The organism is Methylocystis sp. NC52PC (assembly GCF_055698645.1).
Genome location: NZ_CP170127.1, coordinates 2,951,394 through 2,976,142, shown reverse-complemented (window position 1 = coordinate 2,976,142; position 24,749 = coordinate 2,951,394). Strand labels below are relative to the sequence as shown.

At 65.6% G+C, this 24,749-nt stretch carries 20 protein-coding genes; 11 read left to right on the top strand and 9 right to left on the bottom strand.

The annotated features are described in order from the left end of the window. Positions 1 to 78 precede the first annotated feature (78 nt). The 3 genes from hflK (at position 79) to ACETII_RS16440 (ending at position 3,768) form a co-directional block, all read left to right on the top strand. Positions 79 to 1,218 (top strand): FtsH protease activity modulator HflK, encoded by a 1,140-nt coding sequence (hflK, locus tag ACETII_RS16450; RefSeq protein WP_472786208.1) that lies wholly within the window; start codon positions 79 to 81, stop codon positions 1,216 to 1,218. Continuing rightward, the gene (hflC, locus tag ACETII_RS16445; protein WP_472786207.1) at positions 1,215 to 2,141 is read left to right on the top strand and encodes a protease modulator HflC; all 927 of its coding nucleotides are present in this window, start codon (positions 1,215 to 1,217) and stop codon (positions 2,139 to 2,141) included. The genes hflK and hflC overlap by 4 nt, the downstream gene beginning before the upstream one ends. A 148-nt stretch (positions 2,142 to 2,289) precedes the next feature. Then, positions 2,290 to 3,768, top strand: a complete 1,479-nt coding sequence (locus ACETII_RS16440; protein WP_472786206.1) for a DegQ family serine endoprotease — start codon at positions 2,290 to 2,292, stop codon at positions 3,766 to 3,768. Positions 3,769 to 3,873: 105 nt separating this feature from the next. On the opposite strand, the gene serB is transcribed toward ACETII_RS16440, so the two are convergent. Then, positions 3,874 to 4,773 (bottom strand): phosphoserine phosphatase SerB, encoded by a 900-nt coding sequence (serB, locus tag ACETII_RS16435; RefSeq protein ID WP_472788181.1) that lies wholly within the window; start codon positions 4,771 to 4,773, stop codon positions 3,874 to 3,876. A gap of 27 nt (positions 4,774 to 4,800) precedes the next feature. Here serB and miaA point away from each other — a divergent pair, with 27 nt between their 5' ends. Continuing rightward, a complete protein-coding gene (gene miaA, locus ACETII_RS16430; protein ID WP_472786205.1) occupies positions 4,801 to 5,712 on the top strand; it encodes a tRNA (adenosine(37)-N6)-dimethylallyltransferase MiaA in 912 nt (303 codons plus the stop codon). On the opposite strand, the gene ACETII_RS16425 is transcribed toward miaA, so the two are convergent. Further along, on the bottom strand, positions 5,640 to 6,524 hold the full coding sequence (locus ACETII_RS16425) for an RMD1 family protein (RefSeq protein ID WP_472786204.1): 885 nt from the start codon (positions 6,522 to 6,524) through the stop codon (positions 5,640 to 5,642). The two genes, miaA and ACETII_RS16425, sit on opposite strands and share 73 nt — an antisense overlap. Positions 6,525 to 6,657: 133 nt before the next feature. Between ACETII_RS16425 and fdxA the strand changes: the two genes are divergently transcribed. Next, positions 6,658 to 6,996, top strand: a complete 339-nt coding sequence (gene fdxA, locus ACETII_RS16420) for a ferredoxin FdxA (protein WP_363347789.1) — start codon at positions 6,658 to 6,660, stop codon at positions 6,994 to 6,996. A 323-nt stretch (positions 6,997 to 7,319) separates the two neighbouring features. On the opposite strand, the gene ACETII_RS16415 is transcribed toward fdxA, so the two are convergent. After that, positions 7,320 to 7,781: a hypothetical protein gene (locus tag ACETII_RS16415; RefSeq protein ID WP_472786203.1), complete on the bottom strand. Its 462-nt coding sequence runs from the start codon at positions 7,779 to 7,781 to the stop codon at positions 7,320 to 7,322. A 415-nt stretch (positions 7,782 to 8,196) separates the two neighbouring features. Between ACETII_RS16415 and ACETII_RS16410 the strand changes: the two genes are divergently transcribed. Next, the gene (locus tag ACETII_RS16410) at positions 8,197 to 8,853 is read left to right on the top strand and encodes a CarD family transcriptional regulator (protein ID WP_472786202.1); all 657 of its coding nucleotides are present in this window, start codon (positions 8,197 to 8,199) and stop codon (positions 8,851 to 8,853) included. 79 nt (positions 8,854 to 8,932) lie between these two features. On the opposite strand, the gene ACETII_RS16405 is transcribed toward ACETII_RS16410, so the two are convergent. The 3 genes from ACETII_RS16405 to ACETII_RS16395 form a co-directional block, all read right to left on the bottom strand. After that, on the bottom strand, positions 8,933 to 9,817 hold the full coding sequence (locus tag ACETII_RS16405; RefSeq protein ID WP_472786201.1) for an RNA polymerase factor sigma-32: 885 nt from the start codon (positions 9,815 to 9,817) through the stop codon (positions 8,933 to 8,935). A gap of 114 nt (positions 9,818 to 9,931) precedes the next feature. Next, positions 9,932 to 11,410: a M48 family metalloprotease gene (locus tag ACETII_RS16400; RefSeq protein ID WP_472786200.1), complete on the bottom strand. Its 1,479-nt coding sequence runs from the start codon at positions 11,408 to 11,410 to the stop codon at positions 9,932 to 9,934. After that, on the bottom strand, positions 11,391 to 12,206 hold the full coding sequence (locus ACETII_RS16395) for a thermonuclease family protein (RefSeq protein ID WP_472786199.1): 816 nt from the start codon (positions 12,204 to 12,206) through the stop codon (positions 11,391 to 11,393). Before ACETII_RS16395 ends, ACETII_RS16400 begins: the two co-directional genes overlap by 20 nt. 185 nt (positions 12,207 to 12,391) lie before the next feature. Between ACETII_RS16395 and ybgF the strand changes: the two genes are divergently transcribed. From ybgF to ftsH, 3 genes are all read left to right on the top strand, one after another. Beyond that, positions 12,392 to 13,429, top strand: coding sequence for a tol-pal system protein YbgF (ybgF, locus tag ACETII_RS16390; protein ID WP_472786198.1), 1,038 nt, complete (start codon positions 12,392 to 12,394; stop codon positions 13,427 to 13,429). Positions 13,430 to 13,450: 21 nt separating this feature from the next. Then, positions 13,451 to 14,455, top strand: coding sequence for a tRNA lysidine(34) synthetase TilS (gene tilS / locus ACETII_RS16385; protein WP_472786197.1), 1,005 nt, complete (start codon positions 13,451 to 13,453; stop codon positions 14,453 to 14,455). 112 nt (positions 14,456 to 14,567) lie between these two features. Further along, the gene (gene ftsH, locus ACETII_RS16380; protein ID WP_363347773.1) at positions 14,568 to 16,487 is read left to right on the top strand and encodes an ATP-dependent zinc metalloprotease FtsH; all 1,920 of its coding nucleotides are present in this window, start codon (positions 14,568 to 14,570) and stop codon (positions 16,485 to 16,487) included. A 241-nt stretch (positions 16,488 to 16,728) separates the two neighbouring features. Here ftsH and arsC read toward each other — a convergent pair whose 3' ends face one another. Continuing rightward, positions 16,729 to 17,079, bottom strand: coding sequence for an arsenate reductase (glutaredoxin) (gene arsC, locus ACETII_RS16375; RefSeq protein WP_472786196.1), 351 nt, complete (start codon positions 17,077 to 17,079; stop codon positions 16,729 to 16,731). A gap of 136 nt (positions 17,080 to 17,215) precedes the next feature. Here arsC and glmM point away from each other — a divergent pair, with 136 nt between their 5' ends. Then, positions 17,216 to 18,562 carry a phosphoglucosamine mutase gene (gene glmM / locus ACETII_RS16370; protein ID WP_363347769.1) on the top strand — a complete coding sequence of 449 codons (1,347 nt, stop codon included), beginning with the start codon at positions 17,216 to 17,218 and terminating at the stop codon, positions 18,560 to 18,562. 22 nt (positions 18,563 to 18,584) lie between these two features. Here glmM and ACETII_RS16365 read toward each other — a convergent pair whose 3' ends face one another. Further along, positions 18,585 to 20,876 (bottom strand): FG-GAP-like repeat-containing protein, encoded by a 2,292-nt coding sequence (locus ACETII_RS16365; protein ID WP_472786195.1) that lies wholly within the window; start codon positions 20,874 to 20,876, stop codon positions 18,585 to 18,587. 248 nt (positions 20,877 to 21,124) lie between these two features. On the opposite strand from ACETII_RS16365, the gene ACETII_RS16360 reads away from it, so the two are divergent. Then, a complete protein-coding gene (locus ACETII_RS16360) occupies positions 21,125 to 21,979 on the top strand; it encodes an outer membrane protein (RefSeq protein WP_472786194.1) in 855 nt (284 codons plus the stop codon). A 72-nt stretch (positions 21,980 to 22,051) separates the two neighbouring features. Here the strand turns inward: ACETII_RS16360 and uvrB are convergent, their stop codons facing one another. Then, positions 22,052 to 24,619: an excinuclease ABC subunit UvrB gene (uvrB, locus tag ACETII_RS16355; protein ID WP_472786193.1), complete on the bottom strand. Its 2,568-nt coding sequence runs from the start codon at positions 24,617 to 24,619 to the stop codon at positions 22,052 to 22,054. Positions 24,620 to 24,749: the final 130 nt, after the last annotated feature.

Genomic DNA, 24,749 nt, shown 5'->3' with positions numbered 1-24,749 from the left:
CCGCGCCGAATGCCTATAACATCGGAGGCGTGGCGAAGCCGCGCCTGAGGCCACATTCCTCTTTTCTCGCGAGATGAAATGCCCTGGAGCGATCACGGCGGGCCGCGCAATCAAAACAATGATCCATGGGGACAGCCTGGCGGGCCGTGGGGGCAAGGCTCCGGCGGCGGCCAGCCGCCAGACCTTGAGGAAATCCTTCGCCGCAGCCAGGAAGGGCTCAAGCAACTGCTGCCGTCGGGCTTTGGCGGCAGCGGAATCGCGATCCTCGTCCTCCTCACCCTGCTCGCCTGGCTGCTGTCGGGCTTCTACACGGTGGGGCCCAACGAGATCGGCCTCAACCTGATCTTCGGCAAATATCGCGGAAAGACCCAGGCGGGCCTCAACTACAATCTGCCCGCCCCTGTCGGCTCGGTGATCAAGCTCGCCGTGACCGACCGCAACGTCACCGACGTCGGCTTCCGCGAAGACGCCGCGCCGGCCGAGGGGCGTCGGCGTGGCCCGCAGAGCCCGCGTCTGAGCCCCGAGGCGCCGGAGGAGAGCCTGATGCTGACGGGCGACGAGAATATCGCCGACGTCAAGTTTCGGGTGATCTGGCAGATCGATCCCTCGAAGCCCGAAGATTACGCCTTCAACGTCGCCAACCCGCAGACGACGGTGAAAGCCGTGGCCGAAAGCGCGATGCGCGAGATCGTCGGCCAGTCGCAGATTCAGAAAATCCTCACCGCCGACCGCAAGCTGATCGAACCGGCCTGCCAGTCGCTGATGCAGAAGGTGCTCGACGATTATCACAGCGGCGTGCTGGTGCTGCAGGTGCTGCTGCTCTCGGTCGATCCGCCCCAGCAGGTCATCGCCGCGTTCCGCGACGTCACCGCGGCGCAGCAGGATTTGCAGCGCCTCGGCAATGAGGCGGAAGCCTACGCCAATCGCGTCGTGCCGGAGGCTCGCGGCGCCGCCGCCCGCATCCTTCAGGAAGCTGAAGCCTATCGCGAACAGACTGTCGCCGAGGCGCGGGGTCAGGCCGGCCGCTTCGAGAAGATTTACGAGCAGTACAAGAACGCGCCGGCGCTGACTCGCGAGCGTCTCTACATCGAAACGATGGAGCGGGTGCTCGGCGGCGCCGAGAAAGTCATTCTCGACGATCCCGCCAAGGGCGGCGCCAGCGTCGCGCCCTTCATGCCCCTGCCCTCTTTCGCGCCTTTCCGTGGAGGCCAGAAGTGAAAAACGGCCTTCTCTTCGTCTTCGCCATACTCGCGCTGATCGGTCTCGCCGCCGTCGGCGGCGCGCTCTTCACCGTCGAGCAGACCGAGCAAGCGCTGGTTCTGCGCTTTGGCGAACCGGTCGCCGGCCGCGGCCTGATCACCGAGCCCGGCCTGCACTTCAAGATCCCGCTGATCGAGAACGTCGTGAGTTTCGACAATCGCATTCTCGACGTCGAAAGCCCGAATCTGGAAGTGCTCGCCGCCGACAATCAGAGGCTCGAGGTCGACAGCTTCATCCGCTACCGCATCGTCGACGCGTTGAAATTCTACCAGTCCGTCAACAGCGTGCTGGGCGCCAACAACCAGCTCGGCTCGGTGCTGAATTCCGCCGTGCGACGCGTTCTCTCCGAGGCCAATCAGCAGCAGATCGTGCGCGACGAGCGCGCCGCTTTGATGGCGCGGATCAAGGAGCAGGCCGACGCGGAAGCGCGGCGCTTCGGCGTGCAGGTGGTCGACGCCCGCATCCGCCGCGTCGACCTGCCCCAGCAAATCTCTGAGAAGGTCTATGGCCGCATGCAGACCGAGCGTCAGCGCGAAGCGGCGGAATATCGCGCGCAGGGTTCCGAACAGGCGCAGAAGATCACGGCCAAGGCCGACCGCGACGTGATCGTGCTCAAGGCGGAAGCCCAGCAACAGGCCGACCAGATCAAGGGCGACGGCGATGCGGCGCGCAACCGCATTTTCGCTGACGCCTTTGGCAAGGATCCGGACTTCTTTGCCTTTTATCGCTCGATGCAGGCCTATGAGGCGGCTTTCAAGCCGGGAGAGACGCGCTTCCTGGTCAGTCCGCGTTCCGACTTCTTCCGTTTCTTCTCGGCCCCAGAAAGCCCCGCCGAGGCGACGAGCGCGCCAGCGACTCCGGAGCCGCCGCGAAAGCGATAGGCGCCGCGGAATTCGGACCGCACCCGACGGCAGGTTTGGTCGGAATTCTTCCATATTGTTGAATTGGCGCGCCTTCTTGCCGGTTGGACGCTTCCCTGCAACCGCAAAGCGCGCTAAAGGTCCAGCGTCCCACTAGGAGACAGCCCGCATGACATCCGCATTTCGTCGCGCCGCCATGGCTCTCGCGACGGCGACTTCCCTCTGGCTCGCTGGTCCGGCGTTGGCCAAGGGCCCAGATTCCCTCGCCGATCTCTCCAACCAGGTGTCCGACGCCGTCGTCAATATCTCCGCCACTCAGACGGTCGAGACCAAGCGCAAGGGCGGCGACATGCCGGGCCTGCCGCCGGGGATGGGTCCGGGCGCGCCCTTCGACGATCTCTTCGAGGAATTCTTTCGCCGCCGCCAGGGCCAGGGCATGCCCGACCTGCCGCGCCAGCGGAAGTCGTCTTCGCTCGGCTCGGGATTCGTGATCGATCCGTCCGGCGTCATCATCACCAACAACCACGTCATCTCCGACGCCAATGAAGTGACGGTCATCTTCAACGACGGGCAGAAGCTGAAGGCGGAGGTTCTCGGCAAGGACCAGAAAGTCGACGTCGCGGTTCTGAAAGTGAAGCCCGAGAAGCCGCTCAAGGCGGTGAAATTCGGCGACAGCGACAAGGCGCGCGTCGGCGACTGGGTGCTTGCGGTCGGCAATCCCTTCGGGCTCGGCGGTTCGGTGACGGCCGGCATCGTCTCGGCGCGCAACCGCAACATCGACAGCGGCCCCTACGACAATTACATCCAGACCGACGCCTCGATTAACAAGGGCAATTCCGGCGGCCCGCTGTTCAACCTGGATGGCGAGGTCATCGGCATCAACACCGCGATCCTGTCGCCGTCCGGCGGCTCGGTCGGCATCGGCTTCGCGACGCCCGCCAACACCGTTCTGCCCGTGATCGAGCAGCTCCAGCAATATGGCGAGACCCGCCGCGGCTGGCTCGGCGTGCGCATCCAGAACGTCGACGACGCCATCGCCGAGACTCTCAGCCTTGGCTCGGTGCGCGGCGCGCTCGTCGCCGGAGTCGACGACAAGGGACCGTCGAAGCCCGCCGGCATCAAAGCCGGCGACGTCATCGTCCGGTTCGACGGCAAGCCGATCAAGGAGTCGCGCGATCTGCCGAAGCTCGTCGCCGCGACGCCGGTCGGCAAGGACGTCGAACTCGTAATCATGCGCAGCGGCAAGGAAGAGACGAAAAAGGTGAAGCTCGGCCGCCTCGAGGACGGCGAGAAGGTCGCCTCGCGCGACGAAGGCAAGGAGAAATCCGAGCCGACCGGGCCGGCGGCGCAGAGCGCTTTGGGTCTCGAGCTCTCGCGCCTCACCGACGAGCTGCGGGCGCGCTATCAGATCAAGGACGCGGTCAAGACCGGCGTGCTGATCACCTCGGTCGACCCCTCCTCCAGCGCCGCCGAGAAGCGGCTGCAACCGGGCGAGATACTTCTCGAAGTCAATCAGGAGCCGGTCAACGACCCTGCCGACGCGGTCAAGAAGATCAAGGCGCTGAAGGAGTCGGGCAAGAAGACCGCGCTGCTGATCGTAGCCAACGGCCAGGGCGACGCGCATTTCGTCGCGCTGCCGGTCGACTGAGGCCGCGAGGCAAGGAACGGAGCGATCGAGCGCCACGTCACGGCCTCGATTGCTCCTTCCGGTTAGCGCCGGCGTTGGCGGAGCGACGAAGCGGTCAGCGCCGATCTACTGTTCGACAATGTCGGCCTTTCGGTAACCCTGCGCGTAAAGCAGCGCGGTGAGGTCGGCGGAGTAGATTCGCGCATGAGCGGCTTCCGCCACTTTGGGCTTGGCGTGGTAGGCGACGCCCAGTCCCGCCTCGCGAAGCATATCGAGATCGTTCGCGCCGTCGCCCACGGCGAGCGTTGCGGCCTTCGGCAGGCCGAGCCGGGCGCGCAGCTCAACGAGCGCTGCCCGTTTGCCCTCGCGCCCCTGCACCGGGGCCAGCACGTCGCCCGTGAGCGCGCGATCGACGATGTCGAGTCGGTTGGCGCGCGCCTCGTGGAAACCGAGACGCTCCGCGACCGGCTGCGTGAATTGGGTGAAACCGCCAGAGACGAGCGCCGTATGCGCTCCATGCGCGCGCATTGTGGAGACGAGCGCCCGCGCTCCCGGCGTGAGCGTGAGACGCGTAAGAAGCGTCTCGATCTCGTCGAGCGTCACCCCCGCGAGAAGCGCCACGCGCTCCCTGAGCGCCGCTTCGAAATCGAGTTCGCCCGCCATGGCGCGCGCCGTAATCTTCGAAATGCGCGCGCGCATCCCGGCGAAATCGGCGAGCTCGTCGAGACACTCCTGCTCGATCATCGTCGAATCCATATCGGCGACGAGCAGGAGTTTGCGTCGCGTCGCCAGCGCTTGCACGACGACGTCGACCGGCTCGCCCGAAAGCGCCGACGGCAGATGCGTGCGCAGGCCGGCGAGATCGACGCTGTCGAAGACCGCGTCCGCTGCGAGGCCGGGCGCGAGCCAGTCGAGCGCCGCGCCGCCGACGCCCGCCTCTTTGAGCGCGCGCCGCACGGTCGCCTCGTCGAGCGCCGCGCCCTGCCCCGCGACAAAGGTCGCGACGATTGCATCAACCTTTGACATCTCGCTCATTTACGCCGCAATAGCGCCATGTCCGCACGCGCCATTCTCATTGCAGGTCCGACCGCCTCGGGCAAGTCTGCGCTCGCCATGGATGTGGCGAAGCGGATCGGCGGCGCCGTGGTCAACGCCGACTCGATGCAAGTCTATCGCGACCTGCGCATCATCACGGCGCGGCCGACGCCCCAGGAAGAGAGCGAGGTCCCGCATCGTCTTTTCGGCCATGTCGACGCCGCTGTGAATTATTCGGTGGGCCGCTATCTCGCCGATCTCCAAATGACGCTTGCGGAGCTTGCGGCGCGCGGCGCGCCGCCGGTCATCGCCGGCGGCACCGGCATGTATTTCAAGGCGGCGCTTTACGGCCTTTCCGACATTCCGGTGGTGCCCGACGACGTGCGCGCCAGCGTGCGCGAGGCGGCGCAAGGCAAAAGCCCGCAGCTGTTGCATGCGGAGCTCGCCGCCTGCGATCCCGAAACGGCCGCGCGCCTGCGTCCCACCGATCCGCAGCGCATCCTGCGCGCGCTCGAAGTCTTCGCCGCCACCGGCAAGCCGCTCGCCTCCTTCCAGGGGCCGCGGAGCGCGCCGCTCATCGACGCCGCGAGCCCTGCTTTCTTTCTGGCCCCCGCGCGCGAGACGCTCTATGAACGCATCGACGCCCGCTTCGAGAAGATGATGGCCTGTGGCGCGCTCGAGGAAGTCGCAGCCTTGCGCGCGCGCGGACTCGATGCGACGCTGCCCGCCATGCGCGCCCATGGCGTGCCGCACCTCATCGCCTTTCTCGACGGGCGCATGTCGCGGGAGGAGGCCGTTATGCGGGGCAAGCTCGACACGCGTCACTACGCCAAGCGGCAATACACGTTTGCACGGCATCAACTTCCGGGCTTCACATGGCTTTCAGGCGCGGACCCGTGGACTGCGCTCGGTGGCTGCATCGTACGGTGACGCTGCCCGAGCGACATCTCGAAAAAGGAAAGAACGATCTCCATCGCGATCAGCACGATGATGATCCATTCCAGCCGCACGGACCGGTCGGCGTCGATCAGATCGGTCAACGCGCGCGCCGTCTCGCCGATGACGTCGATCTTGGCGTTCAACGTGCGGCCGCGCGCCTCGAGTTCATATTCGTCTTCGAGACGCGCATAGAGGCGCTCGAGATCGGGCCGGTCCCACAGGACGTCCGGTTTGTCCTCGACGGCCACGCGGCCGGACACGCGATGGCGCACGAGCAGCGTCTGGCCGATGAGCTCCAACATCGCCTTGCGGCGCCAGGGCGGGCGGCCCTTGCTGGCGAGTTCGGCGGCGAAGGGCTCGACCGTGTCGAAGACGGCGTTGACGCGTCGCTCGTCGCGGGCGAGCGCCACGCTCTTAGCCAAAGCGTCGGCGATAACCAGCAGCCGCGGCTCGGAGACGTCCTTCACCGCAAGGCGCCCGTTGGGCAACGCCTTGTCCTCGCCCTCGTGCGTCGTTTCGATCACCAGGGTCTCGTCGTCGCCGCGCGAGGCGCCGGCGACCCGCGCGCCGATTCGCGTGACGATCTCGTCCTCTTCGAGCGGCGAGAGGCCGAAGAGCACGGCGACGCCGAACCGATAGAGCACGGCGAAGCCCGCCTGCCCGGCGTGAAAGGCGAGCGGCGCGGTCGATACGAGGTCGGCGCGCTCCAGCCCGGCGGTGTCGATGCGTTCGCCAAGGAGAAGCGCGCGCGCCGTCATTGTTTGCACATGCGGCACGGTCGCTCCCAGTCCAACTTCTGTCATATGCTACCCGTCGAAAGCCGATCCTAAACGTTTGGCGCCAGCGCCCATTGCGGCATCATGCACGCCTTGCGTGACGGCGGCAAAAACGCTAGCTAGCGCAGCAATCCGCGCAGGACCCTCAAGAGATGTTCACATGACCTATGTCGTCACGGAAAACTGCATCAAGTGCAAGTATATGGATTGCGTGGAAGTTTGTCCGGTGGACTGCTTCTACGAAGGCGAAAATATGCTGGTGATCCATCCGGACGAATGTATCGACTGCGGCGTCTGCGAGCCGGAGTGCCCGGCCGAGGCGATCAAGCCGGACACGGAGGAGAACCTGGAGAAGTGGCTGCAGCTCAACGCCGAGATGGCGCAGAACTGGCCCAATATCACCATCAAGCGCGAGCCGCCGGCCGACGCCAAGGAATGGGACGGCAAGCCGGGGAAGTTCGAGGCCCATTTCTCACCCGAGCCTGGCCAGGGCGACTGACGGGGTTCGGCGCCCGGTTTCAGGGCGCCGAATCGCTTCGGCCTGTTCGAGAGGCGCCTGCGTTGGGCGCCTGAGGCTTTCCACAACATTAATTTACGCGAAACGCGTGTGTTTTTAGTGAGTTGGCGACCGCGGCCAAAGCCATTATGCTGGGCCTTGCGGGTCAATCTCTTTGATTTTCGCTGTCTTGCGTGGTATACAGTGTGGCAGGAGGCGCCGCAGCATCGACGTGCGGCCAAACCACCAGTTGCTCACAGCAGGAGAAAGCGCGCGCTTGGCTTCAGCTTCCTCAGCCCAACATCGCCGCGCCTCTAGCTAAGGTGTCAGAACCATAAACCTGCCTGGCGGGATCGGAATGATCCTGGGGTGGGTCGGTCTGTAATTCGTCCCGTCTCCACAGCGGGACGCAGAAGGAGTGCCCCGCGTATGCCGTCCGCCAAAAAGAACGAAAAATCAAAAGGGACGAGCGCAGTTGCGGCGTCCCGGCGTTCAAGCGGCCAGGCGACCCAGGCCGCGTCCAGAACCTCCCCGGCGAGAAGCGCGGCGACCAAGACTCTAGCGGCGAAAACTGCGGCGACGAAGATTTCCCCGTCAAAGGTTTCCGTGACCAAGAGCGCATCCGGAGTGGCGGACGAATCCGCAGCGAAGGCGCGGGCGACGGCTGCAGCGGCGCCCAAGAAATCAGCCGCCAAGACAGCGAAGACCGCCGCAAAGACCAGCGCGGCGGCGACCGTCCCAGCGGGGTCGGCGAGCGCACGCGCGTCTTCAAAGCCGAAGGCGGGCATCCGGGCGGCGGCCGACAAGACCGTCGAAACAGCAGCCCCCGTGAAGGCCGTCGCCAAGCCGGCAAAGAGCCCGGCGAGCCCGGCGCGTTCGGACAAGGGTGCGCCCGCCGCAAGGCCGGTCACGCCTGCCGCCGTCGCGACGGCGGCAAAGACCGCTTCGCCGGCAAAGCCGGCCGCGACGACCACGGTCGCCAGGCCCCAGCCCGCCCTTCAGCAGTCTGCGCCGAAGCCCGTCAAGTTGGTGGACGCGCCCGCTGCGAGAGTCGCTCCCACGGCTCCTGCCTCCGCCGCGGCGACGGCCGCGCGCAACGGCGCTCCCCGCTTCCCAGCCGCCCCTGCGGCGGCAGGAAAGACCTCCTCAACCCCGACAGCCGGCGAAGATAAAAAATTGGCAAAAAGAAACGAGCCCTCCGTTATGACGGCGCCCGTCGCCGCCGAAAAGACTGTGACTGAAACCAAGGCCGTCGCCAGACCGGCGCCCGCGCCGGCGAAGGCCAAGCCAGCCGGCCCGAAACATGGGTTCAAACTTAACGAGTTCATTGTCTACCCGGCGCATGGCGTCGGCCAGATCGTCGGCATGGAGACCCAGGAAGTCGCGGGCTTCAGCCTTGAGCTTTTCGTCGTGTCCTTCATCAAGGACAAGATGATCCTCAAGGTGCCGACCAGCAAAGTCGCGAACGTCGGCATGCGCAAGCTCGCCGAGACCAATGTGGTGGAAAAGGCTTTGGCGACGTTGAGCGGCCGCGCGCGCGTCAAGCGCACCATGTGGTCGCGCCGCGCGCAGGAATATGAGGCCAAGATCAACTCCGGCGATCTCGTCACCATCGCGGAAGTGGTGCGCGACCTCTACCGCTCGGACACGCAGCCGGAGCAGTCCTACTCCGAGCGCCAGCTCTACGAGGCGGCGCTCGACCGTATGGCGCGCGAGGTTGCGGCGGTGCGCAAGCTGATTGACTCGGAAGCGTTGAAGCTGATCGAGTCTTTCCTCCAGAAGGGTCCGCGCCGCGGTCAGAAGACCGACGCGGAGGTCGCCGACGAAGCGGATGAAGAGGACGTCGACCGCGCCGCTTGACTCTAAGTGAGCCGATAAGAAAAGCGCCTCGTGCTTCCCGGCACGAGGCGCTTTTTGTTTCATCATCGGTTCGCCGCCCTCACGGCGTCGGCGACGCCTCCTCGGGCCGTTCGTCGTCCTTGAGACGGGAAAGCGCCTTGCGCAACTTGGTCAGGGCGCGGCTTTCGATCTGGCGCACGCGCTCCTTCGAGATTCCGAGCTTGTCGCCGAGCGTTTCCAGGGTGACCAGATTCTCCGTGAGCCGGCGCTCCTGCACGATGCGCAATTCGCGTTCGGAGAGAATGGCGAGGGCGTCCTTCAGCCATTTGGCGCGGCGGTCCGAGTCCAGATTTTGCTCCACGACCTCGTCCGGCAAAGGCGCGTCGTCGACGAGGAAATCCATGCGCTGCGCCGATCCCGCCGCCTCGTCGTCCACGAGCTGGGCGTTGAGCGAAACGTCGGAGCCGGAAAGACGGGAATCCATCATCTCGACGTCCGCGCGCGAGACGCCCAAGGTCTGTGCGATGCTCTCATAAGCCTCGGCGGCGCTGACGGCGCCGGGCTCCCGCGATAGACGGGCGCGCAGGCGACGCAGGTTGAAGAACAGCGCCTTCTGCGTCGAGCTGGTGCCGCCGCGCACGATCGACCAGTTGCGCAGCACGTAGTCCTGAATCGAGGCGCGGATCCACCAGGTGGCGTAAGTCGAGAAGCGCACGTCCCGCTCGGGGGCGAAGCGGGCCGCGGCCTCGAGCAGGCCCACATGGCCTTCCTGCACCAGATCGGCGATCGGCAGGCCATAGTGGCGGAACTTGGCGGAGATGGCGATGACCAGCCGCATATGGGCGGCCGTCAGCTTGTGAAGCGCATGCCGATCGCCGTGTTCGCGCCAGGCGATCGCCAGAACCTTTTCCTCCTCTCGTTCGAGGAAAGGAGCGTCCGCCGCCGCCTTCATCAGCTCCCTGCCGAGTCCCGGAAGATACGCCATGGCCCAATCTCCATAGCGCGCTATCTCAAAATGGCATCGAGAGATATCCGCGCATTTGAACGAGTCTAAGCGTTCAACCCGCGGGTGCGCGTCATGTTCCGAGACGCCCCGGCGTCACTCCGTTACGATTTTGTAACGTTCAGCCGGACTAACCGACTCATTTTGATCTAAGCCATTGAGAAGCCGGAAATATTCCAGCGGTCGATTGGGCGTCGTCATCTGCGCGGCGAGGCTTTCGGCCGTGTCCCCGAGGCCTGCCGAGACAACGGTTATCTTGAGCGTATGGGCCTCGCGCGCCTCTTCCGGCGTGATTCGGCGAAACGACAGGATGGAGTCGTCGAAGCGTTTCTCCGCCTCTTCGGTCAGCGACCGCGCCGCGAAAATCAGTCGATAGAGATACTCCCCGGACTGGATGACGGCGATGCGGAAATTCCACTCGCCGGCGCGCGCGACCGCCGTGACGGCGGGAAGGCCGTTGATCTCGAGCTTTCTGACTGTGGACGCAAGCAGCCCGTCGACCCAGCCAGAGCTCAGATAGGCTTCGAGGCTCTCGAAATTGGGGCTGCGCACCGTGTCGAGACGCAGGGCTTCATTGTCGGCCTGCCGCACGCCGAAAACAGCTTCGCTCGAATTCTCCAGCAGGAACCCTTCCGGCGCGACGAAGGTGAAACGCATCCGCGGATGGGTGAATTTGCGATCGCGGACGTAGCCCTCCATCGGATCGTCGCCGAAGGCCAGGCCGTTGATCGCCGCCAGATAGCCGTTGCGGTCGCGCTGGCCGATGCCGGGCGCGCCGATCTGCCTTGCCACGGCGACGGCGCGGGCGACGCGCTCCGGCGTCGAAGGATGGGTGGACATGATGTCGAAACCCATCGAGTCCTTGCGCTTGCCGTAAAGCGACTGGCGCAGCTCGGAGGAGCGGCCGAGGGCGGTAAGAAAGCGCGCCGCGCCATAAGGGTCGTAGCCCGCCCGTGCAATCACCTTGACGCCCGCCTCGTCGGCGTCGAGCTCCTGCTGCCGCGAGAAGCTCGCCACCGATAGCCGCTGCTTGGAGCGCTCCTCTTCGCCTTTCTGCCGGTTCTGAATGACGGTGGCGGCCTGAGAGATCACCGCCGCCTCGCGCTCCTTCTCGGCGCGCAACGCGCTGTGGCGCAGCGTGACATGGGCGATTTCATGGGCCATCACCGCCGCCGCCTCCGAGGCGTCGGAGGCGAGCGCCAACAGCCCGCGGGTCACATAGAGATTGCCGGAGGGCAGCGCGAAGGCGTTGACCACCGGCGTGTTCAGGATCGTGACCTTATAGGCGGCCTGACCCGGCGTGTCGCTGGCCTGGGCGAGCTTGGCGAGAATGGCGTCGAGGTAGCGCTCGGCGGTCGGCGCCTGATATTCGCCTCCAAACTGCGCCACCAGCTCCTTGTGCTGGACAGAGGCGCGATTGTCGGTCTTGGGCGCTGCGGCTTTCTCCGGCGACGGCGTCGGGGTCGGGGAAAAGAGGCGTCCCTGCCGCTCCAATTCTGCGCAATTGGCGAGCGCGAACACGCAGGCGAGCGCCAAGCCCGCGCGCGGCAGACGCTCAAGGCGCGGCAGGCTCAAGAATCTCAATCTCGGCGGGCGACGAAATCTCGATGCGCGGTCCAAAAGCTGCCTCAACAAGTCCTCGTACGCGCACCAACCGCCCCACGAGCGTCCTGGGATCGATTCCCGACGCTTGCAAAATAGCCAAATTGCGGCGCAACACCACGACTGACGCGTTATCGGCGCGCTTTTGGCCAAAATTCAGGTAGACCGTCGCCTTGGTTTCGCCAATCGAGGTTATTCTTCCTTCCAAAAGCGTCATGCCCTTGCGGCCCTGCAGCGCCGCCGCGGCGCCCTCTCCGGCCATGACAGGGCGCGCCGCCGGCTCGGCCCAGAGGCCTCGCGCCGCCTCCCGGGCTGTCGCCTCCGCCATGCGATAATCGGCCGCGCAGGGAGCCGCGGAAAGGTCGGGTCGGAAGCGGGCGAGCCCCTCTTCGAGAAGCGCCGCGCCGACCGAGACGATCGGCGCCGCCGCGCCGTCCCCCGTCGGAGCATAGGCCCGCGCCGGCGTGCGCCCCCAGCGGTCGGTCGCGCCGCCGAAGGCGGCGACGAAAACATCCCGCCCCACGATCCAGCTGGAGAGACGTTTATGGGCGGCCGCGCGCAGATCCCGCTGCGGCGCCGCGGCGGGCGGCGGGAATTCGAGGCCACTGATCGCCGCGCGCCGTCCATCGTCGAGCAGCAGCTCGAAGTCCTCGTCGACGGCGGCGACTGTCGCCGGCGCCGCAGCGTCAAGAGAGCACGGCCCCGACTCGGCGGCCGGGGGGAGAGCGACAGCCGGGGATGCGAGGAGGCTGCAGATCGCAACATGCAAGGCCGCGCTTTGAACGACCCGGCCTCCGAGTGAAATCGCGCCCCGCATCTTTCAATGTTAAGCTTGCGTCTATGACATGACAACGCGGCGCGCCCAATTTCGGCCCCAAGCGCGCCTATCATGCAACTTACGAGCTAATTCGGCCTGGCTTCCGGCGCGGCCGTCCGATCCCCATATCCACGTCCATGAGCTCTCGCATCGCCCTTACCGCCGCCCTCCTGCTCAGCTCGGGGGCCGCGCTGGCCTATGATCCCTACGACGGCCCCAGGCCAGACCCCGGCAGATCCATGGGCCAGATCTACAACCGGCCGGCCGATTACGACGGCCCCCCCGGCGAGCCGGACGGCGGTTCGGCGGACCCGGCCGCCCAGATGACCCGCATCGACCGGCTGGAGCGGGAAATTCGTCGCCTGACCGGCCAGAACGAGGAGTTGCAGCACAAGGTGCAGGTGCTGGAGGAGCAGCTTCGCGCCGTCAAGGACGGCGGAGGCCGGCCCGTCGACGCCGGAGTTGCGGGCCACGCCGCCACGCCCGCGCCCACCGCCGCCCCCGTCCCTACCCCGGCCCCGGCGCCCGCGGCTCCGCCTTCTTCTTTGCGGCGCGGCGACGCCTTCGATCCGGCGACTGACCCAACCGCTCCCGGCGCGCCAAAGCCCATCGGCACGACAACGCCCTCGGCGCCGCTGACGACCACGCCGAAGACCGCCGCCGGATCGGTGACGACGGCGCCACCCGTGCGCGAGGTGGGCCAGCCGCTCGACATCGCCCATGGCCGGCTCGTCGGCGACCAGGCCGCCGCCGCCGCGCCGGAGATCGCACCGGCCCCGGCCGCCGCGCCCGCGGGCCCAAAGGAGGAATATGAGGAGGCGGTCACGACGCTCAAGGCGGGCAAGTTCGAGGCGGCCGAAAAGTCGCTCGCATCCTTTCTCGCCAAGAATCCGAAGAGCAAGTTCGCCCCCGCCGCGACCTTCAATCTCGGCGAAAGCTTCTTCCTGCGCGAGAGGTACCGGGAGGCCGCCGAGAGATACCTCGAGATTTCGCAAAAATTCGCTCACTCGGCGCAGGCGCCGGACGCCCTGCTGCGGCTCGGCCAGTCCCTCGGCGCCATGGGCGCCAGGGAGCAGGCCTGCGCCTCCTTCAATGAGATCGGCGTCAAATATCCCGGCTCCGCGGCGCGGATCCGCGAGGCTGCGCAGCGCGAGAGAAAAAAGCTGCAATGCTGACGTCGCCAGGCGGGCCGACGCTTGATTGATCGCGCCCTGCCCGCCCTCGATCTGCTCGCCTCGCATGGCAGCCTGCTGCTTGCCGTGTCGGGCGGTCCGGACTCGGTCGCGCTCATGCTGCTTCTCGCGCACTGGCCCGCGCGCGCCCGCCATGAGATCGCCGTCGCCACCGTGGACCACGGCCTGCGGCAGGGGTCGGCGGCGGAGGCCGAGCAGGTCGGCGGCTGGGCGGGCGCGCTCGGCTTTCAACATCATCTGCTGAAATGGGAAGGCGAGAAGCCCACGACTCGCATACAGGAGCGGGCGCGGGCGGCGCGCTACGCCCTGCTCGCCGATTGTGCAAAACGCATCGGCGCCGACGCCATCGTCACGGCGCACCATGCCGACGACCAGGCGGAAACCATTCTTTTCCGACTGACGCGCGGCTCGGGCGTCTCGGGCCTCGCCGGCATGGCGGCGCGCGCGCGCTGCGGCGATATCGACTTGCTGCGGCCGCTGCTCGGCTTGCGCAAGTCGGCGCTTATCGAAATCTGCGAGGCGGCCGGGCGCCCTTACGTTACCGACCCGTCGAACGCCGATGACGCCTATGCCCGCGTCCGTCTGCGGAAATTGGCTCCGGCGCTGGAACGGCTCGGCCTGGACGCCGATGCGCTGCTGCGGCTTGGCGCCCGCGCCGCCCGCGCCAGCGAGGCGCTGGACGCCTGCGCCGCGACCCTGCGCGCCCGCGCTGTTCTCGAGGCTGGATCGGAAGCGACGCGTTTCGACGCCGCGGCGCTGCGCGAGGCGCCGCTGGAGCTTGTGCAAAGACTGCTCGCCGTCGAGATCGCCCGGCTTGCGCCCGGAGCGCAGCTGCGGCTCGAGCGTCTCGAGCGCGCGGCGCTGCGCCTCTCGGAGGCCTTGGCCGACGGTCGTAACCTTCGGATAACGCTTGCAGGTCTGGTGCTGGACGCGGGCCCCGCGGCCGTGGCCCTGCGGCCGGCCCCGCCGCGGCGCATTCCCGCCCCCGAAGCGGCGGAAGGGTCTTGACCTTGAGCCTCGTCTCTCTTGGCAAGGAAGCAGGGCGCGCCTAGATTAATTCCAACCAGGAGCCGTCGCGGGGGAATCGTCCCGCGCGCCATGCTCCTTCATGGATTATGCAATGAACGCAAACTTCAGGAACCTCGCCCTGTGGGCCATTATTGGCCTGCTGGTGGTGGCGCTTGTCATGCTGTTCCAGCAACCGGGCCAGCGGACGCCGATCCGGGACATTTCGTTCAGCGAGCTGCTCACGCAGATTGACCAGGGGCGCGTTCATGACGTGACCATCGCGGGCAATGAGGTCGTGGGCCACTTCAATGACAATCGCCCGTTTACGACCTACATCCCGAATGACGCGAACCTCATCCCGCGTCTGCAGGCCCACAACGTCTCGATCAGCGCGAAGCCGCTCAGCGACGGCTCCAGCTGGCTGATGACGCTGCTGCTCAACGCCTTGCCGCTCGTCGCCTTCCTTGGCGTGTGGATCTTCCTGTCGCGCCAGATGCAGGGAGGGGCCGGCCGGGCCATGGGCTTCGGCAAATCCAAGGCCAAACTCCTCACCGAGACCCAAGGCCGCGTCACTTTCGAGGACGTTGCGGGGGTTGACGAGGCGAAGGAGGATTTGCAGGAGATCGTGGAGTTTCTGCGCGATCCGGGCAAGTTCCAGCGTTTGGGCGGTCGGATTCCGCGCGGCGTGCTGCTGGTCGGCCCGCCCGGCACGGGTAAGACGCTGCTGGCCCGCGCCATCGCCGGCGAAGCGGGCGTGCCGTTCTTCTCGATCTCGGGTTCGGACTTCGTGGAAATGTTCGTGGGCGTCGGCGCAAGCCGCGTGCGCGACATGTTCGACCAGGCCAAGAAGAACGCGCCCTGCATCATCTTCGTCGACGAGATCGACGCGGTGGGCCGTCACCGCGGCGCCGGGCTCGGCGGCGGCAACGACGAGCGCGAGCAGACCTTGAACCAGCTGCTCGTCGAGATGGACGGCTTCGAGGCGAATGAAGGCATCATCCTCATCGCCGCGACCAACCGTCCGGACGTGCTCGATCCGGCGCTGATGCGTCCGGGCCGCTTCGACCGCCAGATCCAGGTGCCGAACCCGGACTTCATCGGCCGCGAGAAGATCCTGAAGGTGCACGCCCGCAAGGTGCCGCTGGCGCCGGACGTGGACTTGAAGGTCGTGGCGCGCGGCACGCCGGGCTTCTCGGGCGCGGATCTGATGAACCTCGTCAACGAGGCGGCGCTGCTGGCGGCGCGGCGCTCGAAGCGGATCGTGACGAACCAGGAGTTCGAGGACGCCCGCGACAAGATCATGATGGGCGCGGAACGCCGCACGCTCAGCATGACCGAGGAGGAGAAGAAGCTCACGGCCTATCACGAGGGCGGGCACGCTCTGGTGCAGCTCACGGTGCCGGGGGCGATGCCGATCCACAAGGCGACGATCATCCCGCGCGGCCGCGCGCTGGGCATGGTGCAGGGCCTTCCGGAGCGCGATCAGGTGTCGCAGACCTATGAGCAGCTCACCGCGATGCTGGCGATCGCCATGGGCGGCCGCGTGGCGGAGGAGCTGATCTTCGGCCACGACAAGGTGACGTCTGGGGCGGCCTCCGACATCCAGCAGTGCACGCGGGTGGCGCGGGCGATGATCACGCAGCTTGGCTTCTCGGACAAGCTCGGGACCGTGGCCTACGCCGAGCCGCAGCAGGAGCAGTTCCTCGGCTATTCGCTCGGCCGCCAGCAGACCCTCTCGGAGGCGACGCAGCAGACGATCGACGCGGAGGTGCGGCGTCTGGTTCAGGAGGCCTATGACAAGGCCAGGCAGATCCTGACCGAGAAGCGGGCGCAGCTCGACACGCTGGCCAATGGCCTGCTGGAGTTCGAGACCCTGACCGGCGAGGAGATGCGCGGGCTGCTGCAGGGCAAGCGCCCCGTGCGCGAGGACACCAGCGCCACGACCCCGCAGCCGCCGCGCGGCTCCGCGGTGCCGACCACCGGACACAAGCCAGAGCCCGATGTCGGCGGGTTGTCGCCAAACCCGGTGTAAAGAAATCAAAGCCCGGCGGTTCCGCCGGGCTTTTTTTTCGTCAACAATCTCCGAGGCGGCCTCGATCCTTCGAGACGCCCCGCTTCGCGGGCTCCTCAGGATGAGGCCCCTCCAAGACGCCCGCTTCGCGGGCTCCTCAGGATGAGGCCTGTTCGTATTGGGATCAAAAGTCCCTCATGCTGAGGAGCCGCCGAAGGCGGCGTCTCGAAGCACGAGGGGCGACGTTGCTCTCGCCGCGGTTTCACCCCATCAGGGCCTCGACCGTCTCCGCCGGCCGGCACAGCGCCGCCTTCTCCCCGAACACGACGATGGGCCGCTCCATGAGGATCGGGTGCTTCTCGATGGCGTCGAAGATCTGATCGTCGGTCAGCGCCGGATTGTCGAGGCCAAGCTCCTCATAGGGCGTTCCGCGCTTGCGCAGAATGTCGCGGACATTTTTCCCCATCTTCTTCAGCACCGCCTGCAGCGTTTTGCGGTCCGGCGGGGTCTTCAAATATTCAACGACCCGCGGCGCATGGCCCGCCTCCTGCAACGCCGCCAGAACCTTTCGGGAGGTGCCACACGCCGGGTTGTGGTAAATGACGACTTCCATTCTTTTGCCCTTTTAACGAGGATTCTCTCCAACAGATGAAATGATTGCCTGACCATGTAAACTGCGGCCAGCGCCGGGACACGTTTTTCATGACGTCGCGCCCGGGAGTCTGGCTGACCCTCGAGAAGGATAGCAGATGGCCCGTCACTATTTCGGCACCGACGGCATTCGCGGTTTGGCGAATGTAAAGATCACGCCGGAGCTTGCTCTCAAGGTTGGTCAAGCGGCGGGGCTGACGTTCCAGCGCGGCGAAGGCCGCCATCGCGTGGTGATCGGCAAGGACACGCGGCTGTCCGGCTATATGATCGAATATGCGCTGGTCGCGGGCTTCGCCTCGGTCGGCATGGACACGCTTCTGCTCGGCCCCATGCCCACTCCCGCCGTCGCCATGCTGACCCGGTCCATGCGGGCGGATGTCGGCGTGATGATCTCCGCCTCGCACAACTCCTTCGAAGACAATGGCATCAAGCTCTTCGGACCCGACGGCCACAAGCTCTCGGACGAGATCGAGGCCGAGATCGAGAAGCTTCTCGACAGCGACTTGACGCGCAAGCTCGCAGGCGCGACCCAACTCGGCCGCGCGCGCCGCATCGACGACGTGCGTGCGCGCTATATCGAATTCGCCAAGCACACCCTGCCCCGCAATCTGAGCTTCGAGGGGCTGCGCGTCGTCATCGACTGCGCCAATGGCGCCGCCTACAAGGTCGCGCCGGAAGCGCTCTGGGAGCTCGGCGCCGAGGTCATCGCCATGGGCGTCGAGCCCGACGGCTTCAACATCAACCGCGACGTTGGCTCCACCTCGCCGCAGGCGCTGCGCGCCAAGGTGCGTGAATTACGCGCCGACGTCGGCATTGCGCTGGACGGCGACGCCGACCGCGTCATCCTGGTCGACGAAACCGGCGCCATCATCGACGGCGATCAGGTCATGGCGGTGGTCGCCCAAAGCTGGCGCGACCAGGGGCTTCTCGCCAAGCCGGGCCTCGTCGCGACCATCATGTCCAATCTCGGCCTCGAGCGGCATTTGAACGGGCTGGGACTGACGCTGGAGCGCACGGCCGTCGGCGACCGTTATGTCATCGAGCGCATGCGCGAGGCGGGCTATAACGTCGGCGGCGAGCAATCGGGCCATGTGATCCTGTCGGATTATTCGACCACCGGCGACGGCCTCGTCACGGCCATGCAAGTGCTCGCCGAGGTGAAGCGCCGAAATCGCCGGGTGAGCGAGGTCTGCCACTGCTTCGAGCCGCTGCCGCAGGTGCTCAAAAGCGTGCGCGCCCAAAAGCAGATGCTGGAAAAGGATTCAGTCGTCGTCGCCATCGACTCAGCCCGCGAGCGGCTCGGCGCCGGCGGAAGGCTGATCGTGCGTCCTTCCGGCACAGAGCCGGTGATCCGCGTGATGGCCGAAGGCGACGACCCCGATCTGGTCGAGACGCTGGTTGCGCAGGTTTGCAGCGCGTTGAAGGATTCTGCGGAGGCGGCCTGAACGCGCTGGCGAGTCGCGTCGCTCAGATTAACGCCAGATTGTGCTCCGCCACCGCGGAGTGGATATGGCCGATCGCCGTCGTCACCGTCGCGCCGTCCAGCGTCACATGTGCAATCGCGCGCGTCGCAGCTTGGTACGCCGCGTCGGCGACGGACTGTGCGTCCAATAGATGCCCGCCATATTGCTTCGACGCATTGGCGTAACTTTGCGAGACGGCGATTTTGTTGTCAAAAATCGTCTGGCGCTGAATGGCGGCCTGATACTCCGCCGTCGTAAGGAACGCCGGCTGGCTCGTGAGATCGTAACCAATAAAGCCCTGCACGAATTGGCCGACGATCTGCGCGCGGGCGTTCTGCACAGAAAGCCCCTGCGCCTCGAGCGTCGCGAGTTGCCCGGACCAGTATTGGACGCCCGCGGACTCGCCCGCGTTGCCGCCAATATTCTGATACAGCGCGTTGATGAACTGGCTGTCGCTGAGGCTGCCGTAAGTCTGGTCGAAGTAGGCGCTTTGCGTCGTGACGAAGAGCTTGCCAAGCAGCTGGGCGTCGGCCGTCGTTACGGGTTTGAGCGCCGCATTGGCGACGGTGACGCCCGCCGCGTCCGGCTGCTGGCCGACGAGGCCGATCCAGTAAGAGAGACCGGGAAAGTCGGCGGCGCGATTGTAAAGCGCGGCATAGAGACCGAGGACTTCCTGTTGCACGCTCGTCGCCGGGCGAGCCCCGACGACGACCTCGACAGTCGCGTCGCGCCCCCTGACCACCCAATCTTGCGCCGTGTAGGCGAAAGCGTCCGAACCCACGAAGCCGGTCTCGGGCGTGTAGACGAAGGAGCCGTCCGGGGCGAGGGTCACCGTCCCGTGAGACGGGCCTGAAACCAGCGAGGCCGTGAGTTTGTTCGCCGTCCCATTCGTGTCGTTGGCGAGCACGCCCTGCGCCGCGTTGACATGAAGCGCTGTGTTTTTGGCCGTGACATAGGCATCGTCGGTCTCACGCGGCGCCCCGGGCAAAGGCTTTGTCGCGAGCAAACCCGTCTCGATCAGCCCGCCGCTTCCTGGATATTCTTGCAACGTAAGGAAGCTGTAGCCGTTCTTGGTTTGCATGAGATGCCCGCCGCCCAGCATCCATTCGTCTCCCGGCGCGACGAGATCGCCGACTTTAATCGTATGAAAGCGCCCGGCGCCGTCGTTCAGCCAAATGAGCGGCGTCGACTGCGTGATCCGCCCGTTAAGCTCGAGGGCGAAGTCCTGAAATCCATCGTTGTTGTAATCCCCTACTCTCGCCCACGTCGCCCAGGGCGTCCCCGTGGTCTTTCCGGCTGCGCCGCCCATCGCGTCGGTCGGCGAGACTAGGCTCGATGTCGCGTCGACAAAGGTTTTGCCGCCCTTGTTCAGCAGCAACTGCACAAACCAGCCGTCGTAAAACGGCTGCCCCTGAGTCCCGACGATAATGAGATCTTTTAATCCGTCCGCATCGATGTCGATCGGCTGGATATCGAGATCGATATGCGTTGGGAAACTCTTTGTCGCCGGCAGCGGCGAAATATCCGCCTGACTGAAGGCTCCACCGCGGTTCCAGAGGATCGTGGACTGTGTGTTTCCATTATAGGCGGAGCTGGCGTCAGCCCCAATGATCAGATCCGGATAGCCATCGTTGTTTAGATCGGCCAGCGTGCTTGCTGGAAACATATGGAAAGTATCGAAGTCGAGAACGTTTCCCGGCGAGGTCGGGATGTCGCTCCTCGTCAAGAAGAACTGGCCCAACCCCTTATTCAGCAGCACATAAGGCAGAATGTGATTTTGCCCGGCGTAGCCATTTCCGACGAAAATGTCGGCGCGCCCGTCGCGATTGATGTCCCCGGCCGCCGAAGAATGGGAAAAGTCGCTCAATTGGGGAAGCGACGGCGTCGCGTCGACCCATGTCCCGTTCGGCTGCGACAGAACCAGGCGGTTTTGTTCTCCCGGAAAGGGCGAGGCGTCCCATCCGTGGCTTGAAACGAAGACATCCAAACGACCGTCGCCGTTGAAATCCGCGAAAAGGACCTTCCGCGGGTGAACGGTAAGGAGCGAACTCGCCGGAAAGACCCTCTCCGCGACGCGTGTAAAGCCGCCGTTTCCATCGCCGAAAAATACGGCCGCGGGCTGAGGCGTTGGGGACGTCGCGCCCGCGACCGGGTAAGAGGCGCCAAGGACGAGCAGATCCTGATGGCCGTCGCCGTTGAGGTCGGCGGTCTCGGGATTGAACCTAGCTTGCGGCGCATAGCTTGCGTCGATCACCCGGACGGGGATCGCGGAGAAATAGGCGCTTGAGTTTGCCATTGGCGTCTTCTCGGCTTTGAAACGCTCCGTCGACGCGATTATTCTTGAACTTGACTGCTGCAGCAAGCGCGCAGAAGCAGAGACGCCACGGGCGGAAGACGGCCTGGTCAGATCCGACGAAAAAAACTTGGTAAACGCTTGTCCTTCAATCGGTAAGGTTAACTCAGCCTTAAGCCTTCCCCGCCAATCTTTAGCTTGGCCATAAGCTGGGACCGCACCGCGGCCCGTTTTGCAAAGGGGAACTGACCATGGGCCGAACCGCCCTTCTCATAGCGGCCGCAGTCGTCGCTGGCCTCGGCGCCAGCGCGCAGGCGGCCGATCTTCTGCCGCCGCCCCCACCGCCCCCACCGCCGCCTCCGGATTTCAGCGGCTGGTATCTGCGCGGCGACGTCGGCGTCGGCGCCAATCAGATCAGCGGCGTCTCCTCGACCTTCCTCAACCCGACGATCCATGTGCCCGCGCCGATGTTCAACGCCTATTCGATCGGCGACGCGGCTTTCGCGGGCGCAGGCGTCGGGTATCAATTCAACAGCTGGTTCCGCTTCGACGTCACGGGCGAATACCGCACGGCCGCACAATACAGCGCCATCCAGAGTTACAGCGACATCTGGAGCGCGTGGGGCGCCTCCCCCTGCGGCGTCAACGCCCGCTGCCACGATCTCTATCACGCCCAGCAGAGCGCCGCCGTCTTCCTTGGCAACGCTTATTTCGATCTCGGCACCTGGTACGGCATCACGCCGTTCATCGGCGGCGGCATTGGCTTCGCGAGCAACTTCCTCGAAAACTTCTACGACATTTCCGCCCAGCCGGCAGGCGGCTTCGGCTATGCGAGCAATCGAACGCAGACCAATTTCGCCTGGCAAGTCGGCGCGGGCCTCGCCTTCAACGTCACGCCCAATCTGAAGCTCGAAGTCGCCTACCGCTACCTCGACATGGGTAATTTCAACACCAACAGGATCGTCTGCATGGGCGTCGTCGTTTGCCCCGGCGAGGTGCAGCGTTTCAACCTCGCCTCGAACGACGTGCGCGTGGGCTTCCGCTACGTCATCCCGACGCTCGTCCCGCCGCCGCCCCCGCCGCCGCCGCTGGTGACGAAATACTGAGCGCGCCGCCCTCGCTCCCGCAAACGACGAGGGCGCGCATCGCGACCATGGAGCGCTTCGTTTCGCAGCGGCCTACTTCGGTTTGCCCTTCACCGTGCGGGTGCCGGGCCTGCCGCCGGATGAGCGGCCGACGGGGCGCGGCGGGACGCGGCCAAGGGGCCGGGCCTCGCCGCCGCCGAAATTATGCGGCCCCATATCGGCGTCGGTTGGTTTACGCGCGCGAGTCGACAGACTTGCGCCGCCGCCCCCAGCCCGCCTCTCCCCCGTCTTGCTGGAAAGGGTAATTCGCAGCACCGGGCTCGCCTCCGCGAGCAGCTCCGCCTTTTGCAGGCGCTGGATTTCGTCGCGCAGCCGCGCCGCCTCTTCGAAGGCGAGATCGGCGGCGGCCTCCTTCATGCGCTTCTCGAGATCAGCGATCGTCGCCGCGAGATTATGGCCCGGCGCGAGGTCGTAGCCCGTGTCGACCGTGACATGATCCTGCTCGGCGACGCTGCCGAGAATGTCGGCGATGCCGCGCTTGATCGATGCGGGCGTGATGTTGTGCTCGAGATTATAGGCCTGCTGCTTGGCGCGGCGGCGCTCGGTCTCGTCCATGGCGCGCTTCATCGAGCCGGTGATGTGATCCGCGTAGAGGATCACACGCCCGTCAACATTGCGCGCGGCGCGGCCGATGGTCTGCACCAGCGACGTCTCGGAGCGCAAAAAGCCCTCCTTGTCGGCGTCGAGAATGGCGACGAGGCCGCATTCGGGAATATCGAGGCCCTCGCGCAGGAGGTTGATGCCGACGAGCGCGTCGAAGGCCCCGAGCCGCAAGTCGCGGATGATCTCGATGCGCTCCAGCGTGTCGATGTCCGAATGCATGTAGCGCACGCGCACGCCATTCTCGTGCAGATATTCGGTCAAGTCCTCGGCCATGCGCTTGGTCAGCACAGTGATGAGCGTGCGATAGCCGATCTGTGAAGTGGCGCGCACTTCATCGAGAAGATCGTCGACCTGCGAGCGCGCCGGACGCACCTCGACGGGCGGATCGATGAGCCCCGTCGGACGAATGACCTGTTCGACGAAGACGCCGCCCGTCTGCTCCAGTTCCCAGTTGCCGGGCGTCGCGGAGACGCTGATCGTCTGGGGCCGCATGGCGTCCCATTCCTCGAAACGCAGCGGGCGGTTATCCATGCAGGACGGCAGACGGAAGCCGTATTCGGCGAGCGTCGCCTTGCGGCGGAAGTCGCCGCGATACATGCCGCCGATCTGCGGGATCGAAACATGGCTTTCATCTGCGAAGACGAGCGCATTGTCGGGAAGATATTCGAACAGCGTGGGCGGCGGCTCGCCCGGCTTGCGGCCGGTTAGATAGCGCGAGTAATTCTCAATACCGGCGCAAGCGCCCGTCGCCTCCATCATTTCCAGATCGAAACGCGTGCGCTGTTCGAGTCGCTGCGCCTCCAACAGGCGGCCCGCGCGGTGGAGTTCGTCCAATCTCTGCTTCAACTCTTCCTTGATCGCCTTGATCGATTGCAGGAGCGTCGGGCGCGGGGTGACATAGTGCGAATTGGCGTAGATCTTGACGAATTCGAGATCGACCGTCTTCCTGCCGGTGAGCGGATCGAATTCGGAAATCGACTCCACCTCGTCGCCGAAGAAGGAGATTCGCCAGGCGCGATCTTCATAGTGAGCCGGAAACACGTCCACCGTATCCCCGCGCACCCGGAACGTTCCGCGCGTAAAATCGGCGCTGACCCGCTTGTAATGCAAGGCGACGAGATCGGTGACGAGCTGTCGCTGTTCGAGCTTCTCGCCGAGCTGCACCGAAAAGGTCATGGCCGTATAGGTCTCGACCGAGCCGATGCCGTAGATGCAGGAGACCGAAGCGACGATGATGACGTCGTCGCGTTCCAGGAGCGCGCGCGTCGCGGCGTGGCGCATGCGGTCGATCTGCTCGTTTACCGAGGATTCTTTCTCGATATAGGTGTCCGACCGGGGCACATAGGCCTCGGGCTGATAGTAATCGTAATAAGAGACAAAATATTCGACCGCGTTATTCGGGAAGAAGCTTTTGAACTCCCCATAGAGCTGCGCCGCCAGGGTCTTGTTGGGGGCGAGGATCAGCGCCGGACGCTGGGTATGGGCGATCACGCTCGCCATTGTGAAGGTCTTGCCCGAGCCGGTGACGCCGAGCAGCACCTGATCGCGCTCCTGCGCCGCGACCCCCTTCACCAACTCGTCGATCGCCGCCGGCTGGTCGCCCTTGGGCGTATAGTCGGAGACAAGCTCGAATCTGACGCCGCCCTCGGATTTTTCCGGCCGCTCCGGCCGATGCGGAACCCAGGGCTTGCGGTCGCGCAGATTCGGATCGCCAAGGCGCAGCAGTTCCGCAAGTGAATCCGCCGTGGCCTGAACGCCCGCGCCCTGCGGCGGCGACGCACCGAGCCCCCATGTCGAGAGCTCGTCCTCGCCGACGGGGACGGCGTCCGCGTCATAGGCCGCCTGCCCCATGTCTTCAAAGCCGGGCGCCAGGGCGGGATTGAGCAATTGAGCGAGATGGGGGGCGAGCGGCGCGACGTCGGGCTTGGACGCCTTGGCGCGCGTCGGACGCGCCGGGTCTTTCTTCGCCGCCTTGGGTTTTTCGGGAGACTTCGCCATGGCCGCGAATATGGGGGTTGTTGGGACGGGATGGAAGCGGGGCGATCCCCCGGCGACCGAAGCTTAACCTTTCCCCGGCCCGACCTTTACATTTCAGTTCGAACTGGCGCAAACTCGGCGACTTGCTGCG